The sequence below is a fragment of the Pseudomonas wadenswilerensis genome, assembly GCF_900497695.1.
Taxonomy (GTDB): domain Bacteria; phylum Pseudomonadota; class Gammaproteobacteria; order Pseudomonadales; family Pseudomonadaceae; genus Aquipseudomonas; species Aquipseudomonas wadenswilerensis.
In genome coordinates this window covers 783,387-804,122 of the sequence record NZ_UIDD01000007.1, presented here as the reverse complement: position 1 = coordinate 804,122, position 20,736 = coordinate 783,387, and the positions used below count along the sequence as shown (strand labels likewise).

Here is a 20,736-nt window from a genome sequence, read left to right as displayed (position 1 = left end):
GAACACTCCTGAAAAAATGGGGGGTCAGGCCAGCGAACGGCCTTGGCGAACAGGCGCGGCTTGCCCGGCAGCGATGCGCGCGGCGGCCTCGGCGTCTACCTGGTGCAGCGACTTGCCGCGGGTCTCGCGGGTCAGGCCGACGGCGACGATCGAGATCAACGCGGCGCCGACCAGGTACCAGGCGATCGGCGTCGAGCTGTGGAACTCATTGAGCAGGCTGATGGCGATCAGCGGCGCCAGGGAACCGGCGAAAATCGGTGCCACCTGGTAGCACAGCGACAGCGCGGTGTAGCGCACATGGGTGGGGAACAGCTCGGCCATCAGCGCGGAGTAGGGCGCATAGGTCATCGACTCGATGGCCAGGCCCAGGGTGATCGCGGCCATGATCAGCCAGTTGTTGCCGGTGTCCATCAGCGGGAAACCGACGAAGCCCCAGAACGCCGTGAGCACCGCGCCGGTCAGGTACACCGGCTTGCGCCCGACCAGGTCGGACAGGTAACCCATCAGCGGGATCATGAAGAAGTGCAGCAGGTGCGCGCCGAACATCAGCAGGAGGATCTGCGAGGTGTCCTTGTGCACCACCAGCTTGAGGTAGGTGATGGAGAAGGTCACCACGGTGTAATAGAGAATGTTCTCGGCAAAGCGCGCACCGATCCCCACCAGCACCGCGCGCCAGTGATGGCGCAACACTTCGACCACGCCCAGTTGCTGCTCGGTTTTCTGTGCCTGGCGGGCCTGGGCCTCTTTGAAAATCGGCGCGTCGTCGACACTGGTGCGGATCCAGTAGCCGATCAGCACCACCACCGCCGAGAACCAGAAGGCGACACGCCAGCCCCAGGCCAGGAACTGCTCTTCCGACAGGTTGCTCGACAACAGCAGCAAGGCGACGGTTGCCACCAGGTTGCCGGCCGGCACCCCGGCCTGCGGCCAGCTGGCCCAGAAGCCGCGGCGGTTGTCCGGGCAGTGCTCGGACACCAGCAGGATAGCGCCACCCCATTCGCCGCCGAAGGCGAAACCCTGGATCAGCCGCAGCAGCACCAGCAACACCGGCGCGGCATACCCGATGCTGTCGAAGCCCGGCAGGCAGCCCATCAGGAAAGTGGTGATGCCGACCACCACTAGGCTCAGTTGCAGCAGGCGCTTGCGGCCGAACTTGTCACCGTAGTGACCAAACACCAGGCCGCCCAGCGGGCGGGCGAGAAAGCCCACGGCATAGAGGGCGAAGGCGGCGATGATGCCGTCGACGGGGCTGTCGGTCTGGCGGAAGAACAGCTGGCCGAAGACCAGGGCCGAGGCGGTGCCGTAGAGGAAGAATTCATACCATTCGGCGACGGTGCCGGCCATGGCCGCGGCCACGACACGTTTCAATCCCGAAGGGCTGGTTGCGCTGGAAGGGTGACTGGACATGCTGACGTTTCCTGTATGGGCGCAAAACAGGCAGGCCGGTCTCCAGGACGGAGCCGGCCCGGCAATCACTCAGAGGCCGACGTCCGGCAGCTGCGGACGGTTGGCCAGGGCCTTGGCCATGATCTGCTCGACGTAGACGCGATCCGCTTCCGGCAAGGCCAGGCGTGGCGGACGGGTCAGCGCGCTGCCGCGACCGGCGATGGCTTCGCACAACTTGATGCACTGCACCAGGTCGGCGCGGGCGTCCAGGTGCAGGATCGGCATCAGCCATTCGTAGATCGGCATGGCCTCGGCGAAGCGCCCGGCCTTGGCCAGGCGGAAGATCGTCTCGCCCTCTTTGGGGAACACGTTGGACATGCCCGAGACCCAGCCCTGGGCGCCGACCGCGATGCTTTCCAGGACCACGTCGTCCAGGCCCGCGAACAGCACGAAGCGATCGCCCACTTCATTGCGCACGTCGATGAAGCGGCGGGTGTCGCCGGAGGAGTCCTTGAAGCACACCACATTGTCGCAGTCGGCCAGGGAAATCAGGATGTCCGGGGTGACGTCGTTTTTGTAGATCGGCGGGTTGTTGTAGACCATCAGCGGCACGTCGGTGTGCTTGGCCACGTAACGGTAGTGCTCGGCGGTCTCGAACGGCTTGGAGCCATAGACCAGCGCCGGCATCAGCATCACCCCGTCGACGCCAACCTGGCGCACCGCGTTGGCCACCTTGGCGGCCTGCACGCTGGTGAACTCGGCCACGCCGCAGATCACCGGAACCCGGCCGCGGGAGGCATCGACGGCGACCTCGGTGACGGCGATTTTCTCTTCGGCGCTCAGCGAGGTGTTCTCACCCACCGAACCGCAGACCACCAGGCCCGAGACGCCGTCGCGGATCACGTTGGAAATCACCTCGTGGGTCTTTTCCAGGTTGATCGAGAAATCGTCGTTGAATTGAGTGGTGACCGCAGGGAAGACGCCGCTCCAGTTTACGTACTTGCTCATGGTGTTCTCCAGTTGTTTATTGTATTTCGTATACGATATTTCAAGTGATTGATGTGGACCAGCATTTTTTCACGGCTGTGGCTGATCGGTTTTCAAGGGTGTTTCGAAATCAAGGGGTTAGGCTTCAGGCACCGGGCCAGGTGTCCGACAACCGGTAGCCTTGCGGCCAGGGATCGCTTGGATCGAGCAGCAATTGATGGGTGCCGGTGATCCAGGCACGACCGGAAATGCACGGGTAGATGGCCGGGCGCCCGGCTATTTCGGTCAGTGATTCGATGCGGCAGTCGAACTGCGAGCCGATGATCGAGCGGCCGATGAAACGCTCGCCAACCTTCATCAGGCCTTTGGCCTGCAGCACCGCCATGCGCGCCGAGCAACCGGTGCCGCAGGGCGAGCGGTCGATCTTGCCGGGGCGGATGACCACCGCGTTGGCGCCACTGGCGACGCCGTCCTGGTACTCGACGGGCGCGGCGATCTGGCAGAAGGAAATGTGCGCCCAGTCCGGGTTCAGCGGGTGGCTGAAACCCAGTTGTTCGTTGGCGGCGCGGGTGATCTTCAGGCCGATCTCGACAATGTCCTTGGCTTCGTCGGGGCGGATCGCAAAGCCCAGCTGCCGGGCATCGGCAATGACGAAGCTGTCGCCGCCGTAGGCAGTGTCGACCTGCAGGGAGCCGTGGCCTTCGACCTCGATCCAGGCGTCGAGGCGGTCGGCGAAGGACGGTACGTTTTTTACCTCCACCCGCTGCACCTTGCCGTCGCGGCATTGGGCGACGGCCTCGATCAGGCCGCCGGGGGCCTCGAGCACCAGGCGTGTTTCGGGCTCGGTCATCGGCAGGATGCCGCTGTCGAGCAGCACGGTGGACACGCACAGCGAGTTGGAGCCGGACATCGGCGGGGTGTCGGCCGGCTCCATGATGATCCAGGCCATTTGCGCGCGCGGGTCCTTGGGCGGCACCAGCAGGTTGACGTGGCGGAACACGCCGCCGCGTGGTTCGTTGAGGACGAAGTTGCGCAGGGTCTGGTCTGCGGCGATCCAGCGCGATTGCTCCCAGACGGTGGCGCCGGGGGGCGGGGCGACGCCGCCAACGATGACGTCGCCGACTTCGCCTTCGGCGTGGCAATTGACGATGTGGATGATCTTGGATGAACGCATTCACAGGACTCCTTGTGTTGGAAGGGCAGGCCTCATCGCTGGCAAGCCAGCTCCCACAGAGATCCCTGTAGGAGCGGGCTTGCCCCGCGATGCTTCTATTTCACCGACTTCAAGAACGCCGCCGTCTCCGGCTGCAACGGGTTGCCGATCACCTGGTCCGGCGAGCCGATTTCGTGCACCAGGCCGTTGCGGAAGAACGCCACCCGGTCCGACACATCCCGGGCAAATCGTATCTCGTGGGTCACCAGGACCATGGTCATGCCGTCCTCGGCCAGCATGCGCATGGTGTCGAGCACCTCGCCCACCAGCTGCGGGTCGAGCGCCGAGGTGGCCTCGTCGAACAGCATGTAGTCCGGCGACATCGCCAGCGCCCGGGCAATCGCCATGCGCTGTTGCTGCCCGCCGGACAGTTTGCCGGGGAAGGTCTTGAGCTTGTCGCCCAGGCCCACGTGGGTCAGTTGTTTCACTGCCAGCGCCTCGGCGTCTTCCTTGTTCTTGCCGAGCACCTTGCGCGGCGCGAGCATGACGTTTTCCAGCACCGTCAGGTGCGGGAAGGCGTTCCACTGCTGGAACACGATGCCGATCTTCTGGCGCAGGCGGTTGAGGTCCGTGGCGCGGTGGTGGACCTCGACGCCGTCGACGCGGATGTTGCCTTTCTGGATCGGCTCCAGGCCGTTGATGCACATCAGCAAGGTCGACTTGCCCGAGCCCGAACCGCCGATGATCGACACCACCTCGCCCTTGTCCACGGTCAGGCTCACGCCCTTGACCACTTCGAGGTCGCCGAAGGATTTGTGTACGTTCTCGATCTCAATCATTTTCCTGCCACCTTCTTTCCAGACGGGCGCCCAGGCGGGCAACCACCAGGCTCATGACGTAGTAGATGAGGCCCGCGATGCACAGCACCAGCAGGGGTTCCTGAATCCGCGTAACGATGGTCTGCGAGGCGCGCAGCAGTTCGACGATGCCGATCCACATCACCAGCGCCGTGTCTTTCATCACCCCCAGGACCAGGTTCAGCCAGCCGGGAAACGCCACCCGGGTGGCCATCGGCAGGACGATCCAGCGCAGGTCCTGCAGGTAACTCATGCCCAGCGAACGGCTGGCCCGGCGCACGCTCAGCGACACCGCCAGGACGCCACCGCGGACGATCTCGGTGAAGTACGCGGCGGTGTAGACGCCGAGCACGATGCAGCCGACGCTGAAGGCGCTGATGTCGAGGCCGACGATGCTCTTGAACGAGTTGAACAGTACGAACTGGATCAGCAGCGGCACGCTGCGAAACACATCCAGCACCCACGCCAGCGGCAGGCTGAGCCTTGGCCACAGGGCCCGGGCCAGGCCGAACAGCAGCCCGGCGAAGGTACCCAGCAGGATCGCCCAGAAGGTCAGTTGCAAGGTGATGCGGGCCCCGTCGAGCAGGAACACGAAGTCGTTCCAGGTAAAACCGGTGGAAAACATGCCGAGCTCCTCAGTAACGGAACAGCCGCCAGGCCATCAGCCGGGCCAGCGCGACGATCGCCTTGGCAATCACGTAGTACAGCGCCGCCGCCAGGGCGAAGTATTCGAAGGTGCGGAAGGTCTTGACGTTGTAGTCCTGGGTCACGCCGGTCAGGTCGTTGTTCAGGCCGACGATCACCCCCAGCGACGTCATCAACACCGCCCAGACCATCTGGTTGGTCAAGGGGTAGAACACCACCCGCAGCAGTTGCGGGATGACGATCATCCGGTAGGTCTGGAAGGCGCTCATGCCCAGCGAGCGCGCCGCGCGCATTTGCGTGGTCGGTACGGCCTTGAGGCCGCCGCGAAAGTTCTCCGCCAGGTACCCCGCGTTGTTGAAGGTGATCCCTGCCAGCAGGGCGATCCAGGAACTGACATGCAGGCCCAGGGAGCCCAGGCCGAAGTACAGGATGTAGATCTGGAACAGCGACGGCGTGTTGCGCGCGATCGACACCCAGCCATTGGCAAAGCCGCGCAGCAGCGGCTGCTTGCCTTCGCGCATCACGGTCAGGGCCAGGGCGATCAGCACCCCGAAGATCATCGACAGCGCGGCGGTCTCGAAGGTCACCCAGGCGCCGGCCAGCATGTCTGGCAGGGCGCGCAGTGCCGAGCGCCACTGGAAGGTGTAGTCAAACATGTGCGGGGCCCTCCTTGCAGGCAGCCGGTTGCAGCCAGGCCGGCAAGCGGCCGCTGGCCTGGCCGCTGCAGGCCGACTCGACGCATTCGGCGAGGCTGGCGAAATGCACCGGGCGACCGGCCAGGCCCGGCCCGTAGTGGGCGTACTTGCCAGAGTTGGTCATCAGCGTGCGCGCCGCTGGCGGGATCACCGGCTCACCGAGCATGCACCAGCAGGTGTCGGTGACCAGGGTCACGCCGAAGCGTTCGAGCCCGGCGATCAGCCCGGCGGCGCGGGCCTGTTCGAGCACCGCGCGGCCGCAGGTAATGGCCACGACCACCTCCGGGTGTTTGTGCCGGCCCTGGCACAGGTGCGCGAGCGCCGTGAATTCGCTCAAGGAAAAATGCGGGTTGCCCAGGGAAACCACATCCACCTGCGGCTCACGGGCGCTGTTGAGCGCGCGCCAGCTGTGCAGCAGGCCCTTCAGTTCAATACGCTCGGTGGCCAGGCTGGCGCCAGGCTCGAGTACCTGCGCCGGGTCCAGCGCTTCGGGGGTGACCCCGGCGATATGAAACAGCGGCGCGGCCGAGGTGGTGGCAAAGGCGGCGCCGAAGGCCTTGAGGTCGTCCAGGCTCGGCTGCGCCTGCTCCAGCCCGCGCACCAGGGGAATGCGCGAGCCGGCCAGGGCGCCGATGTGATAGCCGAGCAGGGGGTAGAAGCTGTCGTCCAGCGCCGCCAGCGCCGGCACTTCGACAATCAGCTGGGCCTTGCGCTGGCTGTCCAGGTGGCAGCCGATGCGCGGCGCGCGTCCGGTCAGGGCGATGCAGATATCGAGGTAGTCGGGGTACTTGAGGGTGCGCGCACCCAGCACGCTGTTGGCGTAGACCACGGCGTTGGATTCGGCCCAGACGATCTGTTCGCCCTGGCTCGGCGCGTTGTCCAGCAGGTAGGGCGCGCAGGTGAAGCTCATCTGCGCACCCATGGCCATGTAGGCATCGCCCAGGGCGCTGGCCGGCTCGCCCAGCGCCGGGTCGATACCCAGCTCGCGCCAGCGGCGCTGGTCGACCGAGATGGCGTTGAGCGTGGTCGGCACCCGCACCTTCGCGCCCCAGCGCAGCAGTTGCTCGGCAAAGCCGAGGCTGGCGGGGCCGGTGTAGATGCAGCCGTCGATGTGTGCCCGGGTGACGTCCAGCAACTGCTCGGCGCCTTGCAGTTCGGCCATGCGCAGGACGATCTGCATCGCCATCTGCGCCGCCTTGCCGTGGCTGCCGTCGAGCAGCGCCTGGTCCTGTGGCTCCAGGCTCAGGCGGGTGCTGAAAGGCTGGTCGCCCTGGGCCGGTGACGGGGCCTGCCAGTGATCGCCTGGCGCCTGGGCATACAGGCTCAGGCGCTCGCCTTCGACCCGCGCCCAGCCGGCACCGCGCAAGCCGGCGAAGGCTTCCTTGCCGATGCACAGCACCGGCAGGGAGCGCTGGAACAGCGTCTGGGCGACCAGCACGCCGAGGGTCAGGATCTCGTCGGCTTCGGCCAGCACCAGTGCCGCCGGTGCGTGGCCGTTGCTGATCAGTTCCATCATCACGCTGCTGCCGGTGCACGAGCCGCGCCCGCTGGGAATCGCCAGCACGCGCCCGGCGATGCGCTGGCCGCTCAGTGGATGATGACGGTCGATGACTTCGCCACTTGAGGCGTCGACCCCGCCCCAGAAGCTCAGCCCGGTATCGGCGAACAGCAAGGGGCCCTGGGCCGCGCCCGCGACCAGGCTGCGCCCGGTCAGGGGGATGGGGGTGCTGGTCATGCTGCCCACCTCAGTAGTAGACCTGTGGCACGGTCAGGTCGGTCGGGGCGATTTCAGTGCCTACCCACTTGGTGAACAGCTCCTTGTAGCGCCCGGTACGCACCTGCTGGTTGACGAACAGGTCCAGGTAGCGCAGCAGGCCGTACTCGTTGCGCTTGGCGCCCAGCGACACGTAATCGATCACGTAGGGCGCGTTACCGGCGACCTTGAGGTTCTTGTACTTGCCGGACTTGAGGGTGGCCGCGGCGACGGTGTTGGTGACCACGGTGGCGTCGATGTGCCCCTGGGCGACGGCCAGCAGGGTGTCGTTCTGCGACTGGTAGGCGCGGAAGGTGCCGCTGCCCCAGCTCTTCACATCTTTTTCCAGGGCAATGGCTTCGTAGGTGCCGCTGGTGTTGCCCAGCGCTTTGCCCTTGAGGTCATCGAAGCTGTTGATGCCCGTGTTGTCGCGGGTCAGCACCACCATCTGGAACGCGAAGTAGGGCACGGTCAGGCCGACGGTCTTGGCCCGCTCCAGGGTGTCGGAGGTGGACGCCACGATCACGTCGGCGCGGCCGGAGACCAGCGCCGGGATGCGGTCGGGGAAGGGCGTTTCGACCACTTCGGGCTCGACTCCCAGCACCTTCGCCAGGTCGCTGCAGTAGTCGACGTCGAACCCGGCGGGTTTGTTGGCTTCATCGCGAAAGCCCATCGGTGGGAAGTCCAGGGTCACGGCGCAGCGCAGCTTGCCGGAGCCGATGATGTCGTCGAGTTTGTCGGCCTGGGCATTGGCAATGCAGGCGGTACTGAGAACAGCGCTGAGGGCTACGGCAAATGTGCGGTTTTTCATAGGTGCCTCGTGGTCGGAGAAGTGCTGTTAGATATCGTATTGGAGATTTCGTATACGATATTTTTTAGTGCAATGGCCGTGCCTGTTTTGTTCTTGCTGTAGGAATAATCCCTCGACCCATGGGCTAGGGCGTCTGAAGCAAAGGAGGGCTGTTGTAGGCGGTTTCACCGCTGCAAGATGGGCACCGCGCAGGTGTTACATATCGGAGCACTGCCTGCGCGCAGCGCCCGATAAAGGAACACTCAGCGCTGGCTGTCGCGGTACTGGCTGGGTGAAAGCCCGGTGAGGGCGCGAAACTGGCGGCTGAAGGCACTGTGGTCGGTGTAACCGCAGCGCAGGGCGATGTCGGTGATGGGCAGGTCGAGGTCTTGCAGCAGGCGCGAGGCTTCTTCCAGCCGTGCCTTGTGGATCATCTGCCGCGGCGTGAGCTGGAAGATGCGTTTGCAGTGGCGCTCCAGTTGCGCCACCGACAGCCCGGCGATCGCGGTCAGTTCGGCGAGGCTGATCGGGCGGGTGAAGTGGGCGCGGATATGCGCGTCGACGGCGGCAAGCTTGTGGAACGCCGGGTGGTTCGACTGGGGCAATTGCAGGTCGCGGGAAATACCGGCGAGCCCGACAATGTTGCCCTCGGCATCCTTGAGCGCCCGTTTGTGGGTCAGGCACCAGATGGGCTGGTTGCCGAAGTAAAGGTGCAGTTCGAGCTGGTCGGTCAGTTCCCGGCCACTGCTGAGCACGCGGCGATCCTGCTCGGTGTAGAGCGGGCCGAAGCGAGCGGGGAATACGTGCTCGGCGGTGAGCCCGAGCAACTCTTCGCGGTGCTTGCGCCCGCAGCGCCGGGCCAGGGTCTGGTTGACGAAGGCGTAGCGCGCCTCGCGGTCCTTGATGAAGAACACCACATCGTTGAGCGTGTCGAGCAGCGGCGCGATGGGCTGCAGGCTGCTGAGCAGGGTCGGCAGGTCGCAGGGCGCGAAGTGGTTGAGCGTGGCGTGCATGGCGCTGACGTTCCGGGGGCGACCGTCGGGATCATAGAGCGCCCCCGGCGTTTATCTCAAGCGTCGCCGGTTTCGTCCAGGCTCAGCAGGGTGTCGATGCGCGCCGGGCTGAACGGCGGGCGTGGCGCCGAAGGTTGCCAGCCGAACAGGTGCGCGGTGGCCGCGCCGCACACCCGGCCCTGGCAGGCGCCCATGCCGCACCGGCTGGCAAGCTTGGCCTGGCGCCAGTCGCTATGGCCGACGAGGGCGGCATAGGGCACGTCTTCGCAGCGGCACACCAGGGTGTCGGCAGTGGCCAGCGATTTGAGCGCAGGGTCCAGGGCGAAGGCGTTGTTCAGCGCGTTGGCAAAAGCGTGCCAGCGCGCGCGGCGGCGCCACAGCCGCTGCGCCGCCTGACGATTGCCGGTGGCGGCACAACCGGCAATCGCGCCTTCAACCAGAGCGCGCTCGCTGCCGCCGAAACCGGTGCATTCGCCTGCCGCGTAGACACCGGGCTGCGAGGTTGCCTGCCAGGCGTCCACGGCAATCGCCTGCTGCTCCACGGTGCAGCCCAATGCCTGGGCGAGCTGGATGTTGGGGATCAGGCCGAAGCCGCAGGCCAGTCGGTCGCACGCCATTTCCACCACCTTGCCATTGTACTTCAGGCGCACGCCTTCGAGCCGGTCGGTGCCCAGTGCGGCCAGTACATGGCTGGCGGTGCGGTACTGGCGGTCGAACAGGCTGAGCGATTGCAGCAGCTTGTGCGGCCAGCGCGGCAGTTGCGCGGCGAAGCCGGCGACGGCAGCGCGCGAGGCCTGTTCGGCGATGCGCAGCACCCGGGCGCCGTTAGCCTTGGCGGTGGCGGCGCTGGCCAGCAGCAAGGGGCCGCTGCCGGCGATGACGATGCGCTGGTTGCGCACCGGTATCCCGCCCTTGATCAGCGCCTGCAAGCCACCGGCACCGGTCACGCCAGGGAGCGTCCAGCCGGGGAAGGGCAGCAGCAGTTCACGGGCGCCGGTGCAGAGGATCAACCGGTCGTAGCGGATCTGCCAGCCGCGCTCGGCGTCTTCCACCAGCAGGGTGTCCGGGCCGGGTTGGGCGATCACCCGTGTGCCGCTGTAGTACTGCACATTGGCACAGGCGAGTACCTGTTCGCGCAGTTGTCGGGCCTGGGCAGGCAGCTTGGCCTGCGGCCCGTCGCGCCAGATCTGCCCGCCCGGCAGCGGGTTGTCGTCGAGCAGCACGATGCGCGCGGCCCGCGGCGCGGCGGCCAGTGCCGCGGCCAGCCCGGCGGGGCCGGCGCCAATGATCAGCAGGTTGGTGTATTCGTTCATGCGCGGGTCTCCACCTGCATGCCGTCGCGGCACAGGGTCTGGCAGGTCAGGCGCTGGCGGCCGTCGATGCGCACCCGGCATTCCTGGCAAATGCCCATGCCGCACAGCGGTGCGCGGCGCTGGCCGCTGACCGAGATGCGCGAGCAGCCATCGCCGCCCAGGGCCAGGGCGGCGGCAACGCTGGTGCCGTCGGCCACGTGCAGCGGGCGGCCATCGAGGGTCAGGTCAGGCATGGGCGAGTGCTCCCAGGAAACGATCTGGCAGGTAGGGGCTGGCCGCCAGCGGCGGCGTTTCGGCGAACAGTTGCGCGCTCAGCAGGTCGGCGGTCGCCGGGGCGGTGGTGACCCCCAGCCCTTCATGGCCGACCGCCAGCCACAGGCCGTCCTGGTGCGGATGGCGGCCCACCAGCGGCAGGCCGTCGGGGCTGGCGGCGCGAAAGCCGGTCCAGGCGCGGATGCCGTTCAAGTGTGCCAGGCCTGGCATGTACTCAGTCGCGCGCTTGAGCATACGCGCGAGCATCCAGCCTTCCACGGCCGGGTCGGTGGTGCCGAACTGGCGCGAAGCGCCGATGAACAGCTGGCCGGTCGGGCGCGGCTGGATATTGCACGCGGTGGACGGGCCGCTGGCAGTGTGGGCGCTGGTCACGTAACCCAGCTCCACCAGGGTGTGGGTGACGGTGCCGGGGTAGCGGTCGGTGATCAGCAGGTGGCCTTTCTTCGGTTCGATCGGCAATTCCGGGCATAGGTCAACGGCCTGGATGCCGTTGGCCAGCACCACGGCCTCGGCGCTCAGCCACTGGCCGTTATCCAGGCGCACGCGCTTGCCTTGCAGCGCAGTGACCCGCGCCCGGCGCTGTTCGATACGTGGCGATTGCAGCATCCAGCGGGCGGTGGCCGGCGCGTAGAGGATGCCGTCGCCGTTGATCAGCAGCCCCCCTTCGAGCCCCTTGCGCAGCGCTGGTTCGCGCTGGCGCAGGGCGTGCCCGGCGACCAGCTCGCAGGTCACCCCCTGTGCTTGCAGGACGTTGAACTTGTGCTCGGCCACGGCCATCTCTTCGGCGTTGGCCGCCAGCCACAGGGTGCCGTTGCTGCGGTAGGCGCAGTCCGCGGGTAGCCGTGGGGCCAGTTCGCGCCAGCGTTGCAGCGAATATTGGCTCAGCGCCAGCTCCGCAGGGTTGTCGTCGAGCACCAGCAGGTGGCCCATGCCGGCTGCCGTGGCGCCATGCAGCCCGGCGTCCAGCACCAGCACGCGCAAGCCCCGGGCGGCCAGCGACTGCGCGCAGGCCGCGCCGATGATCCCGGCGCCGATCACGATCACATCGGCCACGGCAGCGCCGCTCACGGGCGAATGCCCCAGGCGAACGGGTCGTCTTCCTCGAGGATGAGCGTGGCTTCGGCGCTGATGTGCGCGCGGCCGCGAATGGTCGGGATGATGCGCTCGCCGTCGACCTCGAACGAGCCCTCGAAGGTGCTGCCGATCACGCTGGCCTGGCGCCAGCTCTGACCTGGCTGCAGCTTGCCGTCGGCGGCCAGGCAGGCGAGCTTGGCGCTGGTGCCGGTGCCGCAGGGCGAGCGGTCGTAGGCCTTGCCGGGGCAGAGCACGAAGTTGCGGCTGTCGGCGTCGGGGTCGTCGGCGAACAGTTCGATATGGTCGATCAGGCCACCGTCCTCGCCGCGGATGCCCTGATGCTCCAGCGCCTGTTGCACGGCGTAGGTGTAGGCCGTCAGTGCTTCGATGTTGTCGCCGGCGACCTTCTGGCCGTGGTCGACGATCAGGAAGAACCAGTTGCCGCCCCAGGCCACATCGCCAACCACCCGGCCGAGGCCCGGCACCTCCAGCGCCAGGTCCTTGCGGTAACGGTAGGCCGGCACGTTGCGCACGCTGACCGAGTGGTCCTCGTGCAGGGTCGCCTGCACGGTGCCGACCGGGGTTTCGATGCGGTGCACACCCGGCCTGATCCGGCCCAGGTGCGCCAGCGACACCACCAGGCCGATGGTGCCGTGGCCGCACATGCCCAGGTAACCGGTGTTGTTGAAGAAAATCACCCCGGCGCAGGCGCTCGGGTCCACCGGCTCGCACAGCAGTGCGCCGACCAGCACATCGCTGCCGCGCGGCTCCAGCATGCAGGCAGTGCGCCATTGATCGTGTTCCTGGGCAAGGCGCTGGCGGCGCTGGGCCATGCTGGCGTTGCCAAGGTCGGGGAATCCGTCGGTGACCAGGCGGGTCGGTTCGCCGCCGGTATGGGAGTCGATCACGGTAATGCGTTTCATCGAAGGCCGCGTCCGTTCAGGGAAGTGAACGACAGAGTGGCCTGTCCCCCAGTGCACAGGCTTGATGCCTTTACGCCACGCCCATGACGAAATCGGCACAGCGGCCGAGCCCTGCCAGAACCTGTAGGAGCGGGCTTGCCCCGCGATGAGGCCAGTCCATCCAACACAACAGATGGCGCTTGGATGGCGACCGCTTCGCGCTCGATCGCGGGGCAAGCCCGCTCCCACAGGTCCGGCCTACACAGATCTATTGTCTTGGTCAGTCTGTTGTTCGCGCCTCTGGCAACGGCAGCGCTCGCCGCCCATCGCTGGCAAGGCCAGCTTGTAGGGTAAGACTTGAAGGGGCGGTGGCGGCTTGCGCGTTTTATCGATGGGTTGCACCAGGACATGAATGGCTTGAATGGCCGTAATGGAGTCGACGATTAGACGTAAGTGGAATGAAGTTATCCTGATCGAACAGTAAAAACTCTAAAAAGATCCCCAAGCCTGATATTTTTATCAGGTTCATTAAAGGGCTACGATCGCTATGCTGGGAATGTTATTAAACCTATAGCACTATGGAGGATCTGACGATGGGCACCCCCAGTATTGATATAGCTTGTCCTACCAACGATGAATACACTTTCTACAGAAACGGGCAGAGAATGTGTACGTTAAGGTGTACTGATTATTGTCGAATAAATGACTTTGGAGGCTATGTTAAATTTGAAGTGAATCCGGTGCTGATGACGGATGAAGGTAAACCTGCAGCAGTAAAATTTCGAATCAAGAACACCAGTGGTTATGATGTTGTTTTGCGCTCACGCAAGGGAGAAATGTGGCCGCTGCGTGGCGAAAGGCAGGAGTACGAAGTTGATCTCGTGCCGGAGGAGGAGTATGAATACCTTTCTGCAACTGAAGTGTTCGGTGAATATAAAACCGACTCCTGACAAGTTTAGACTCTGCAGGGTTCAATAAATAACTGGAATCGTTGAATGCTGATGTCAGCTGTCGCCGAGGAGGTCCTGAGTGATGACTAACACTTCATCATTTGGTCCGCCTGGCGCTGTCATCCCGGATATCAAGTCACCCCGCAAATCGCCAGCACGTTGCATCAAACCGGTATTGGACCGGTGCATGACCGTGCCTGTGGGAGCGGCGGTTCGACACCTCGACTTGACCCGTAATGAGACCTGCACAACAGCTGGCGCCTGGATGGCGACCGCTTCGCGCTCGATCGCGGGGCAAGCTGAACTGGTCAACAGATTTTGGACACCGGTTTAGGTTCATGCCGCAACCTTGAGCTTTTTCTCCATGGCTACCGGGGTTTCATAGCCGTTGTAGCTGTGGAGACGCTTAAGGTTGTAACGCATCAGATAAGCCTGGATGTCTAACTGTGCTTGCGCTTCGGTTTCGTAACCTTCTGCTGGCATCCACTCAGACTTCAATGCACCGAAGAAGCGCTCCATGACGGCGTTATCCCAGCACTGGCCTCGGTGACTCATGCTCTGTTCCAGACCGTACTCCTCAAGAGCAGCCCTGAATTTATGGCTGGTGTACTGACAGCCCTGATCCGAGTGGAACATCACTCCAGCCGGTCTACCTCTAGATTCGGCCGCCATTCGTAGCGCCTCGCAGGCAAGCCGGGCATCGGCGATCATTGAGAAAGCCCAGCCCACCACTCGGCGAGCATACAAGTCGATCACAGCCGCAAAGTACAGCCAACGCTTGCCTACCTGGATGTAGGTGACATCGCCGCACCACACCTGGTTGACCGTCGAGACGTTGAAGTTTCGCTTGAGCTGGTTACTCGCGATCAATGCTTCTGTGCCCGATGATCGGTAACGATGCGGCCTGCGTTGCTTGCATTGCAGACCGGCTTCCTTCATCAGCATACGTACCTTGTATCGCCCGGCTTTATGGCCAGCACGACGCAATTCCCGAACCAGCGTTCGCGACCCAGCAGAGCTACGAGAGGCCTTGAAAAGGCTGGCCATCGTTGAACGCAGATCCTCTCTGACCGGATCCTTTCGTCCCTGGCGTTTTCGCCATGCGTAGAAACTGCTGCGCCGAACTCCAAGGACGCGACAGCAGTCGAAAACACCAAATTGCTCACTCAGTTCGTTGATCAACGAGAACGATCCTTGGAGTCCCGAAGCAGGAGAGCACTGGCCTTTTTTAGGATTTCGATATCCCGGTCCTTTTGCCGGACTAGCGCTTCCAGCTCCTGGATTCGCTGCTGCTCTGGAGTGATGGCCTTGGCGCCGACTGGTGTTTGACCTTCTCGTTCCTGGCGCAGTTGCTCGACCCAGCGACGAAGCGCGGTCCGCCCTAGACCAAGGCTCTCGCAGACATCAGGGACTGACTCACCATCGTCCAGCACCATCTCGGCAGCTTTGATTTTGAATTCGTTCGAGTAAGATTTTCGCACTGATTTTGCCTCCAATTGGGCGCCATAATAGCGCCCGACGAAGGTGTCCAAAATCATTAGGCCAGTTCAAGCCAGCTCCCACAGGTCCACCAGGTTGCCATTATTTGGTGGGAGGCAGGTGCTCGAACAGGGTCTTGCAGACACCGGCGATATGTTCGTCGAGCAGCCTGACCGCGAGTTCGACATCCTTGGCCCGGCAGGCGTCGAGGATGTCGCGGTGTTCGTGGTCGGCGCGTTCCTTGCCTGCCGACAGGCTCATCTGCATGCGCAGGTAGCGCTCCAGCTTGTCGTTCACCGAGCGGATCATGTTGACCAGGAACGGCCGCTGCGCAGGCTCGTACAGGCAGGCGTGCAGCTCCCAGTTGAGCTCGGCCCAACGGCCGACGTCGTTCTCGCCGACGAACTCCTGGCAGATGCCTTCGGCGCGGGCGAAGGTCGCTTCGGTCATGTTCGGGATGGCCAGGCGCAGGGCCTTGTCTTCGAGCAGCATGCGCACTTCGAACATCTGCGCCAATTCCGATTCGGACATGCGCGTGACCATCGCCCCGCGATTGCGCTGGAACATCACCAGGCCTTCGGCCTCCAGGCGCTTGAGCGCTTCGCGCACCGGGATCTTGCTGACGTTGAACTGGCGGGCGATGTCGTCCTGGCGGATCGGTTCATCTTCGGCGAAGTGCCCGGCAATGATGGCATCGCGCAGGTGACGGGTGATGATTTCCGAGGTCGAAGGCGTATTGCCCAGGTCCGGGGCGTTGAGGCGGGGTACGGTCACGGTGGCGTCGTCCGAAGTTATTTCTGGATATGGTATACGAAACTATCCAGGTACGGCGCCAGACATGCCCGATGGACAGCGCTGGGGTAAGGCTAACGGATGAAATGCACCTTGCCGGTGTCGTCATTGCCCATGTAGATCCCGTACACCCCGGCCTGGCGCTCTTCGATGTAGCGCTCGAGAATCTGCCGGATCGCCGGGTAGTAGATCTCGTCCCAGGGGATGTCTTCGGGGGCGAAGAAGCGGTAGTCGAGGGTCTCCGGCCCGTACTGACCGGTGATCTCCAGGGCGATGGCGCGAAAGATGATGTACACCTCGCTGATGGTCGGCACGCTGAAGATCGAGTAGGGCGAGATGACCTCGCCGCGCACGCCGCTTTCTTCCCAGACCTCGCGCAGCGCCGCCTGTTCGGTGGTCTCGCCGCTTTCCATGAAGCCTGCCGGCAGGGTCCAGGTGCCCGGCCGCGGCGGGATCGCCCGCTGGCACAGCAGGTACTTGCCGTCCTGCTCGATGATGCAACCGGCGATGATCTTCGGGTTCACATAGTGGATGTAGCCACAGGCGCTGCACAGCAAGCGCTCGTGGGTATCGCCGCTGGGCCGTCCCTGGTGCAGCTCGGCAGTGCAATGCGGGCAGTAACGCGGGACGGCGGCGGGCATGGTCAGCGGCCTATGCGGGGTTCTTTGAGGGCAATCGGCGCGGCGATGTCGCGCACCTTGCTGTTGTCGTTCTGTTTCAGGCGCAGGTAGTCCAGCGCCACCTTGGCGGCGGCGCGCACGTGATCGACCGAGGCCTGGTGGGCGGCCAGCGGGTCGCCGCTCTTGATTGCCTCGACGATCTTTTCCATTTCCTGGTTGCTGGCGCCGCGGCGGTTTTCCTGGGACACCGAAGTCGCCCGCAGGTAGCTGATGCGCGCCTGCAACTGGCGCAGCTGGGTGGCGGCGACGTGGTTGCCCGAGCCTTCGAGCAGCACGTCGTAGAAGCCCTGCACCGAGTCGATCACCTGTTGCAGTTCGCCTTCTTCCAGGGATTTGCGGTTCACTTCCAGGGCCTTTTCCAGGGCGCGGATGTCCTTGGCCTTGGCGTTCAAGGTGAACAGCTGAACGATCAGGCCTTCGAGCACGCAGCGCAGCTCATAGATGTCGCGGGCGTCTTCGAGGGTGATGATCGCTACCCGTGGGCCCTTGGCGTCGGCGAACTCCACCAGGCCTTCGGATTCGAGGTGGCGCAGGGCTTCACGCACCGAGGTGCGGCTGACGCCGAGGCGGTCGCAGAGGTCGCGCTCGACCAGGCGGTCGCCCGGCAGCAACTGGAAGCTCATGATCGCCCCGCGCAGTTTGTCGAGGACGATTTCACGCAGGGTGACGGGGTTGCGGTTGACCTTGAAGCTGTCGTCGAGGGGCTGGCGTTTCATCATCGGTGCTCTGCAGAGGGCTGTTGCGGTTGTACAGCCCGTCGTTATCGGGTGGGCTCCGAGTCGGCCTCGGCGAAGGCTTCGCGGGCCAGCCGGAAACTGTCCACGGCTGCGGGCACACCGCAATAGATACCGACTTGAAGCAGGATTTCGCGTATTTGCTCACGACTCAGACCGTTACGCAAGGCGCCACGTATATGCAGCTTGAGTTCGTGAGGGCGGTTGAGCGCGGAAATCATTGCCAGGTTGATCATGCTGCGCTCCTTGAGCGACAGGCCGTCGCGGCCCCAGACATGCCCCCAGCAGTACTCGGTGACCAGCTCCTGTAAGGGCCGGTTGAAGTCATCGGCGTTCTCGATCGACTTGTTGACGTAGTCCTGGCCCAGCACCTGGGTGCGGATCTGCAGGCCTTTTTCGTACTTCTCGTTGTTCATCGCTGCGCTCCCAATCAATCAGGCCAGCGGCGGCAGGGCGCCGAGCTTGCCTTTGTGGTAGATCATCGGTGTTGCCGGTTGCTCGGGCAGGATCAGGTGCTTGACCGCGCCGACGATGATGGCGTGGTCGCCGCCGTCGTACTCGCGCCACAGTTCGCACTCGATGATCGCCGTGGCGTTGCCTAGCAGCGGGTTGCCCAGCTCGCTCAGGTGCCAGTCGATGCCCTTGGCCTTGTCTTTACCCTTGCCGGCGAACGCGTAGGCTTCGGCGGTTTGCCCGGCGGCCAGCAGGTGAATGGCGAACTGCTTGCTGTCGCGCAGGATCGGGTAGGTATCGGAGGCGTAGTTGGGGCAGAACAGCACCAGCGCCGGGTCGATCGACAGTGCACTGAAGGCACTGGCGGTGATGCCGACGATGCCGCCGTCGGCGTCCAGGGTGGTGACCACCGTGACGCCGGACGGAAAGGAGCCCATCACGTCTTTGTAAATGCCGGGTTCGATCATGGACTGGCGCTCCTAACGCATGACAAAGGGGTCGGGCATGGGCGCGGTGGAGAGGTTGATCCACACCGTTTTCAGCTCGGTATACGCCAGCACCGAATCGATGCCGCTTTCACGGCCGTAGCCGCTGTTCTTGAAACCGCCGATCGGTGCCATGGCCGACACCGCACGGTAGGTGTTGACCCAGATGATCCCCGAACGCACGTCCCGGGCCAGGCGATGGGCCCGCCCCAGGTCGCGGGTCCAGATGCCGGCGGCAAGGCCGAACTGCGAATCGTTGGCCATGGCCAGGGCCTCGGCCTCGGTCTTGAAGCGGATCACCGCCGCCACCGGGCCAAAGACTTCTTCCTGCATGATCTTCAGTGAGTGGCTGTCGCATTCGAACAGGGTCGGCTGGTAGTACCAGCCAGCGCCTTCGACCTCGGCGCGCTGGCCGCCCAGGCGCAGTTTGGCGCCCTCGGCCTTGGCCGCCGCTACCAGGCCTTCGACCACGGCCAGTTGCTGGGCGGTGGCCATCGGGCCCATTTCGCTGCTTTCATCCTGCGGGTTGCCGATCTTGATGCGCTTGGCGCGTTCGATCAGGCGCTCGACGAACTCATCGAAGATCTCGTCCTGCACCAGCAAGCGCGAGCCGGCTACACAGCTCTGCCCGGAGGCGGCGTAGATGCCGGCCACCGCGCCATTGATGGCGCTGTCCAGGTCGGCGTCGGCGAAGATGATGTTCGGCGACTTGCCGCCCAGCTCCAGCGACAGCCTGGCGAAGTTCTCGGCGCTGCTGCGCACCACATGGCGGGCGGTGGCGGCGCCGCCGGTGAAGGCGATCTTGCGCACCAGCGGGTGGCGGGTCAGGGCGGCGCCGGTGCTCGGGCCGTAGCCGGTGACGACGTTGACCACCCCCGGCGGGAAGCCGGCCTCAAGGGCCAGGCGCGCCAGTTCGAGGATGGTCGCCGAGGCATGCTCGGACGGCTTGATGACGATGGTGTTGCCGGCTGCCAGGGCCGGTGCCAGCTTGATCGCGGTCAGGTACAGCGGGCTGTTCCAGGGAATGATCGCCGCCACCACGCCGATCGGCTCGTGCACCGTGTAGGCAAACAGGTCGGGCTTGTCCAGCGGCAGGGTGCCGCCTTCAAGCTTGTCGGCCAGGCCCGCGGTGTAGTGGAAAAACTCCGGCAGGTAGCCGACCTGGCCGCGGGTCTCACGGATCAGTTTGCCGTTGTCGCGGCTTTCCAGCTGGGCCAGGCGCTCTTTGTTGTCGCTGATCAGGTCGCCGAGGCGGCGCAGCAGCTTGCCCCGGGCGGTGGCGGTGATGCCACGCCAGGCGGGGCTTTCGAAGGCTTTTTGCGCGGCCTGTACCGCCAGTTCGACATCGGCTTCAGCGGCATCGGGCAGCTGCGCCCAGGCTTGCGCGGTGGACGGGTCGAGGCTGTCGAAGGTCTTGCCGCTGACGGCATCGCGCCACTGGCCGTCGATGCACATCTGGAAGGGTACAAGTGTCATGCAACGATCCCCTTGGCTGAATCGGAGAGGGTTCGGGCGTGCCCGAGAAAGTCCAGGAGCATCTGGTTGACCAGGCGCGGCGACTCTACCGGCATCATATGCCGTTGCTCGGCCAGCACCACGCTCTGGGCCCCGGGAATGCGCTGGGCCAGTTGCACGGTCATGTCCGGGGTCGAGCCCAGGTCCCATTCGCCGGTGGCGATCAGGGTTGGCACCTGGATGCTCGCCAGGTCATCGGCGCGGTACATGTCCTGGGTGGCGAACAGTTCGTAGGTGGTCAGGTAACCCTGCGGATCGTTGCTGGCCAGGATCTGGCGAATAGCGGCGATCTGCGCCGGGTTGGCCGCCTGGTATTCGCGGCTGAACCAGCGTGCCAGGGCTGCTTCGGCATTGGCGTCGGGGCCGTGTTCGGCCGCCTGGGCAGTGCGTGCGATCACCCCGGCGCGCTGTTCGGCGCTGCGGTTGAACACGCTGTTGAGCACCACCAGCGCGGCCAGGCGCTGTGGGTAATGCAGGGCGAAGGCGCGGGCCACCAGGCCGCCCATGGAGAAGCCGATGATGGTTGCCTGAGGCACTTGCAGGTGCTCGAGCAGCTCGGCCAGTTGCGCGGCATAGCCGGGCAGGCCGGTGCCGGATGCCGGACGCGGGCTCTGGCCGTGGCCGAGCATGTCGTAGGCAATGACCCGGTAATCGCTGGCCAGGCCAACAATCTGCCCGCCCCACATTTCTTTGTTCAGGCCCACGCCGTGGATCAGGACCACGGGTTGGCCTTGGCCGGTCGCCAGGTAACTGGTGCCGGCCGGGGTGCGTTCAGCAACAGGCTGAATCATCGGTCGCTCCTAGGGC

At 64.8% G+C, this 20,736-nt stretch carries 22 protein-coding genes; 1 reads left to right on the top strand and 21 read right to left on the bottom strand.

The window, feature by feature from the left end; genetic code table 11:
• Positions 1-24: 24 nt before the first annotated feature.
• From abaF to CCOS864_RS14650, 13 genes are all read right to left on the bottom strand, one after another.
• Positions 25-1,407 (bottom strand): fosfomycin efflux MFS transporter AbaF, encoded by a 1,383-nt coding sequence (gene abaF / locus CCOS864_RS14710; protein ID WP_115086972.1) that lies wholly within the window; start codon positions 1,405-1,407, stop codon positions 25-27.
• A 69-nt stretch (positions 1,408-1,476) separates the two neighbouring features.
• Complete coding sequence (locus CCOS864_RS14705; protein WP_010223887.1) at positions 1,477-2,394, bottom strand: dihydrodipicolinate synthase family protein; 918 nt, start codon at positions 2,392-2,394, stop codon at positions 1,477-1,479.
• 124 nt (positions 2,395-2,518) lie between these two features.
• Complete coding sequence (locus tag CCOS864_RS14700) at positions 2,519-3,547, bottom strand: trans-3-hydroxy-L-proline dehydratase (protein WP_115086971.1); 1,029 nt, start codon at positions 3,545-3,547, stop codon at positions 2,519-2,521.
• Positions 3,548-3,642: 95 nt separating this feature from the next.
• Complete coding sequence (locus CCOS864_RS14695) at positions 3,643-4,365, bottom strand: amino acid ABC transporter ATP-binding protein (protein ID WP_010223885.1); 723 nt, start codon at positions 4,363-4,365, stop codon at positions 3,643-3,645.
• A complete protein-coding gene (locus CCOS864_RS14690) occupies positions 4,358-5,008 on the bottom strand; it encodes an amino acid ABC transporter permease (RefSeq protein ID WP_045196748.1) in 651 nt (216 codons plus the stop codon). The genes CCOS864_RS14695 and CCOS864_RS14690 overlap by 8 nt, the downstream gene beginning before the upstream one ends.
• Before the next feature lie 10 nt (positions 5,009-5,018).
• Positions 5,019-5,684, bottom strand: a complete 666-nt coding sequence (locus CCOS864_RS14685; protein WP_115086970.1) for an amino acid ABC transporter permease — start codon at positions 5,682-5,684, stop codon at positions 5,019-5,021.
• Positions 5,677-7,458, bottom strand: coding sequence for a cis-3-hydroxy-L-proline dehydratase (lhpI, locus tag CCOS864_RS14680; protein ID WP_115086969.1), 1,782 nt, complete (start codon positions 7,456-7,458; stop codon positions 5,677-5,679). The genes CCOS864_RS14685 and lhpI overlap by 8 nt, the downstream gene beginning before the upstream one ends.
• Positions 7,459-7,468: 10 nt before the next feature.
• Positions 7,469-8,287, bottom strand: coding sequence for an ABC transporter substrate-binding protein (locus CCOS864_RS14675; protein WP_010223880.1), 819 nt, complete (start codon positions 8,285-8,287; stop codon positions 7,469-7,471).
• Positions 8,288-8,529: 242 nt separating this feature from the next.
• Positions 8,530-9,279 (bottom strand): AraC family transcriptional regulator, encoded by a 750-nt coding sequence (locus CCOS864_RS14670; RefSeq protein ID WP_115086968.1) that lies wholly within the window; start codon positions 9,277-9,279, stop codon positions 8,530-8,532.
• Between the two features lie 56 nt (positions 9,280-9,335).
• Positions 9,336-10,592, bottom strand: a complete 1,257-nt coding sequence (locus CCOS864_RS14665; RefSeq protein ID WP_115086967.1) for an NAD(P)/FAD-dependent oxidoreductase — start codon at positions 10,590-10,592, stop codon at positions 9,336-9,338.
• On the bottom strand, positions 10,589-10,825 hold the full coding sequence (locus CCOS864_RS14660; RefSeq protein WP_115086966.1) for a (2Fe-2S)-binding protein: 237 nt from the start codon (positions 10,823-10,825) through the stop codon (positions 10,589-10,591). The genes CCOS864_RS14665 and CCOS864_RS14660 overlap by 4 nt, the downstream gene beginning before the upstream one ends.
• Complete coding sequence (locus CCOS864_RS14655; protein WP_115086965.1) at positions 10,818-11,933, bottom strand: NAD(P)/FAD-dependent oxidoreductase; 1,116 nt, start codon at positions 11,931-11,933, stop codon at positions 10,818-10,820. Before CCOS864_RS14655 ends, CCOS864_RS14660 begins: the two co-directional genes overlap by 8 nt.
• Positions 11,930-12,862 (bottom strand): 4-hydroxyproline epimerase, encoded by a 933-nt coding sequence (locus CCOS864_RS14650; protein ID WP_115086964.1) that lies wholly within the window; start codon positions 12,860-12,862, stop codon positions 11,930-11,932. Before CCOS864_RS14650 ends, CCOS864_RS14655 begins: the two co-directional genes overlap by 4 nt.
• 572 nt (positions 12,863-13,434) lie before the next feature.
• Between CCOS864_RS14650 and CCOS864_RS28050 the strand changes: the two genes are divergently transcribed.
• Complete coding sequence (locus CCOS864_RS28050; RefSeq protein ID WP_148708543.1) at positions 13,435-13,791, top strand: hypothetical protein; 357 nt, start codon at positions 13,435-13,437, stop codon at positions 13,789-13,791.
• Positions 13,792-14,127: 336 nt separating this feature from the next.
• Here the strand turns inward: CCOS864_RS28050 and CCOS864_RS14645 are convergent.
• The 8 genes from CCOS864_RS14645 to CCOS864_RS14610 all read right to left on the bottom strand — a co-directional run bounded on the left by CCOS864_RS14645 (position 14,128) and on the right by CCOS864_RS14610 (position 20,720).
• A protein-coding gene (locus tag CCOS864_RS14645) for an IS3 family transposase (RefSeq protein ID WP_420849231.1) occupies positions 14,128-15,329 on the bottom strand; the annotation gives its coding sequence in 2 pieces (ribosomal slippage) (positions 14,128-14,999 and positions 14,999-15,329; 1,203 coding nt in all).
• A 43-nt stretch (positions 15,330-15,372) separates the two neighbouring features.
• Positions 15,373-16,044 (bottom strand): GntR family transcriptional regulator, encoded by a 672-nt coding sequence (locus CCOS864_RS14640; RefSeq protein ID WP_115086963.1) that lies wholly within the window; start codon positions 16,042-16,044, stop codon positions 15,373-15,375.
• 92 nt (positions 16,045-16,136) lie between these two features.
• Positions 16,137-16,703 carry an NUDIX hydrolase gene (locus tag CCOS864_RS14635; RefSeq protein WP_115086962.1) on the bottom strand — a complete coding sequence of 189 codons (567 nt, stop codon included), beginning with the start codon at positions 16,701-16,703 and terminating at the stop codon, positions 16,137-16,139.
• Positions 16,704-16,705: 2 nt separating this feature from the next.
• Complete coding sequence (locus tag CCOS864_RS14630) at positions 16,706-17,458, bottom strand: GntR family transcriptional regulator (protein WP_115087128.1); 753 nt, start codon at positions 17,456-17,458, stop codon at positions 16,706-16,708.
• A gap of 44 nt (positions 17,459-17,502) precedes the next feature.
• Positions 17,503-17,892: a carboxymuconolactone decarboxylase family protein gene (locus CCOS864_RS14625; protein ID WP_100783306.1), complete on the bottom strand. Its 390-nt coding sequence runs from the start codon at positions 17,890-17,892 to the stop codon at positions 17,503-17,505.
• A gap of 18 nt (positions 17,893-17,910) precedes the next feature.
• Positions 17,911-18,396: a flavin reductase family protein gene (locus CCOS864_RS14620; RefSeq protein WP_115086961.1), complete on the bottom strand. Its 486-nt coding sequence runs from the start codon at positions 18,394-18,396 to the stop codon at positions 17,911-17,913.
• 12 nt (positions 18,397-18,408) lie between these two features.
• Positions 18,409-19,890: an aldehyde dehydrogenase gene (locus CCOS864_RS14615; RefSeq protein WP_115086960.1), complete on the bottom strand. Its 1,482-nt coding sequence runs from the start codon at positions 19,888-19,890 to the stop codon at positions 18,409-18,411.
• Positions 19,887-20,720 (bottom strand): alpha/beta fold hydrolase, encoded by an 834-nt coding sequence (locus CCOS864_RS14610; protein ID WP_115086959.1) that lies wholly within the window; start codon positions 20,718-20,720, stop codon positions 19,887-19,889. Before CCOS864_RS14610 ends, CCOS864_RS14615 begins: the two co-directional genes overlap by 4 nt.
• Positions 20,721-20,736 lie beyond the last annotated feature (16 nt).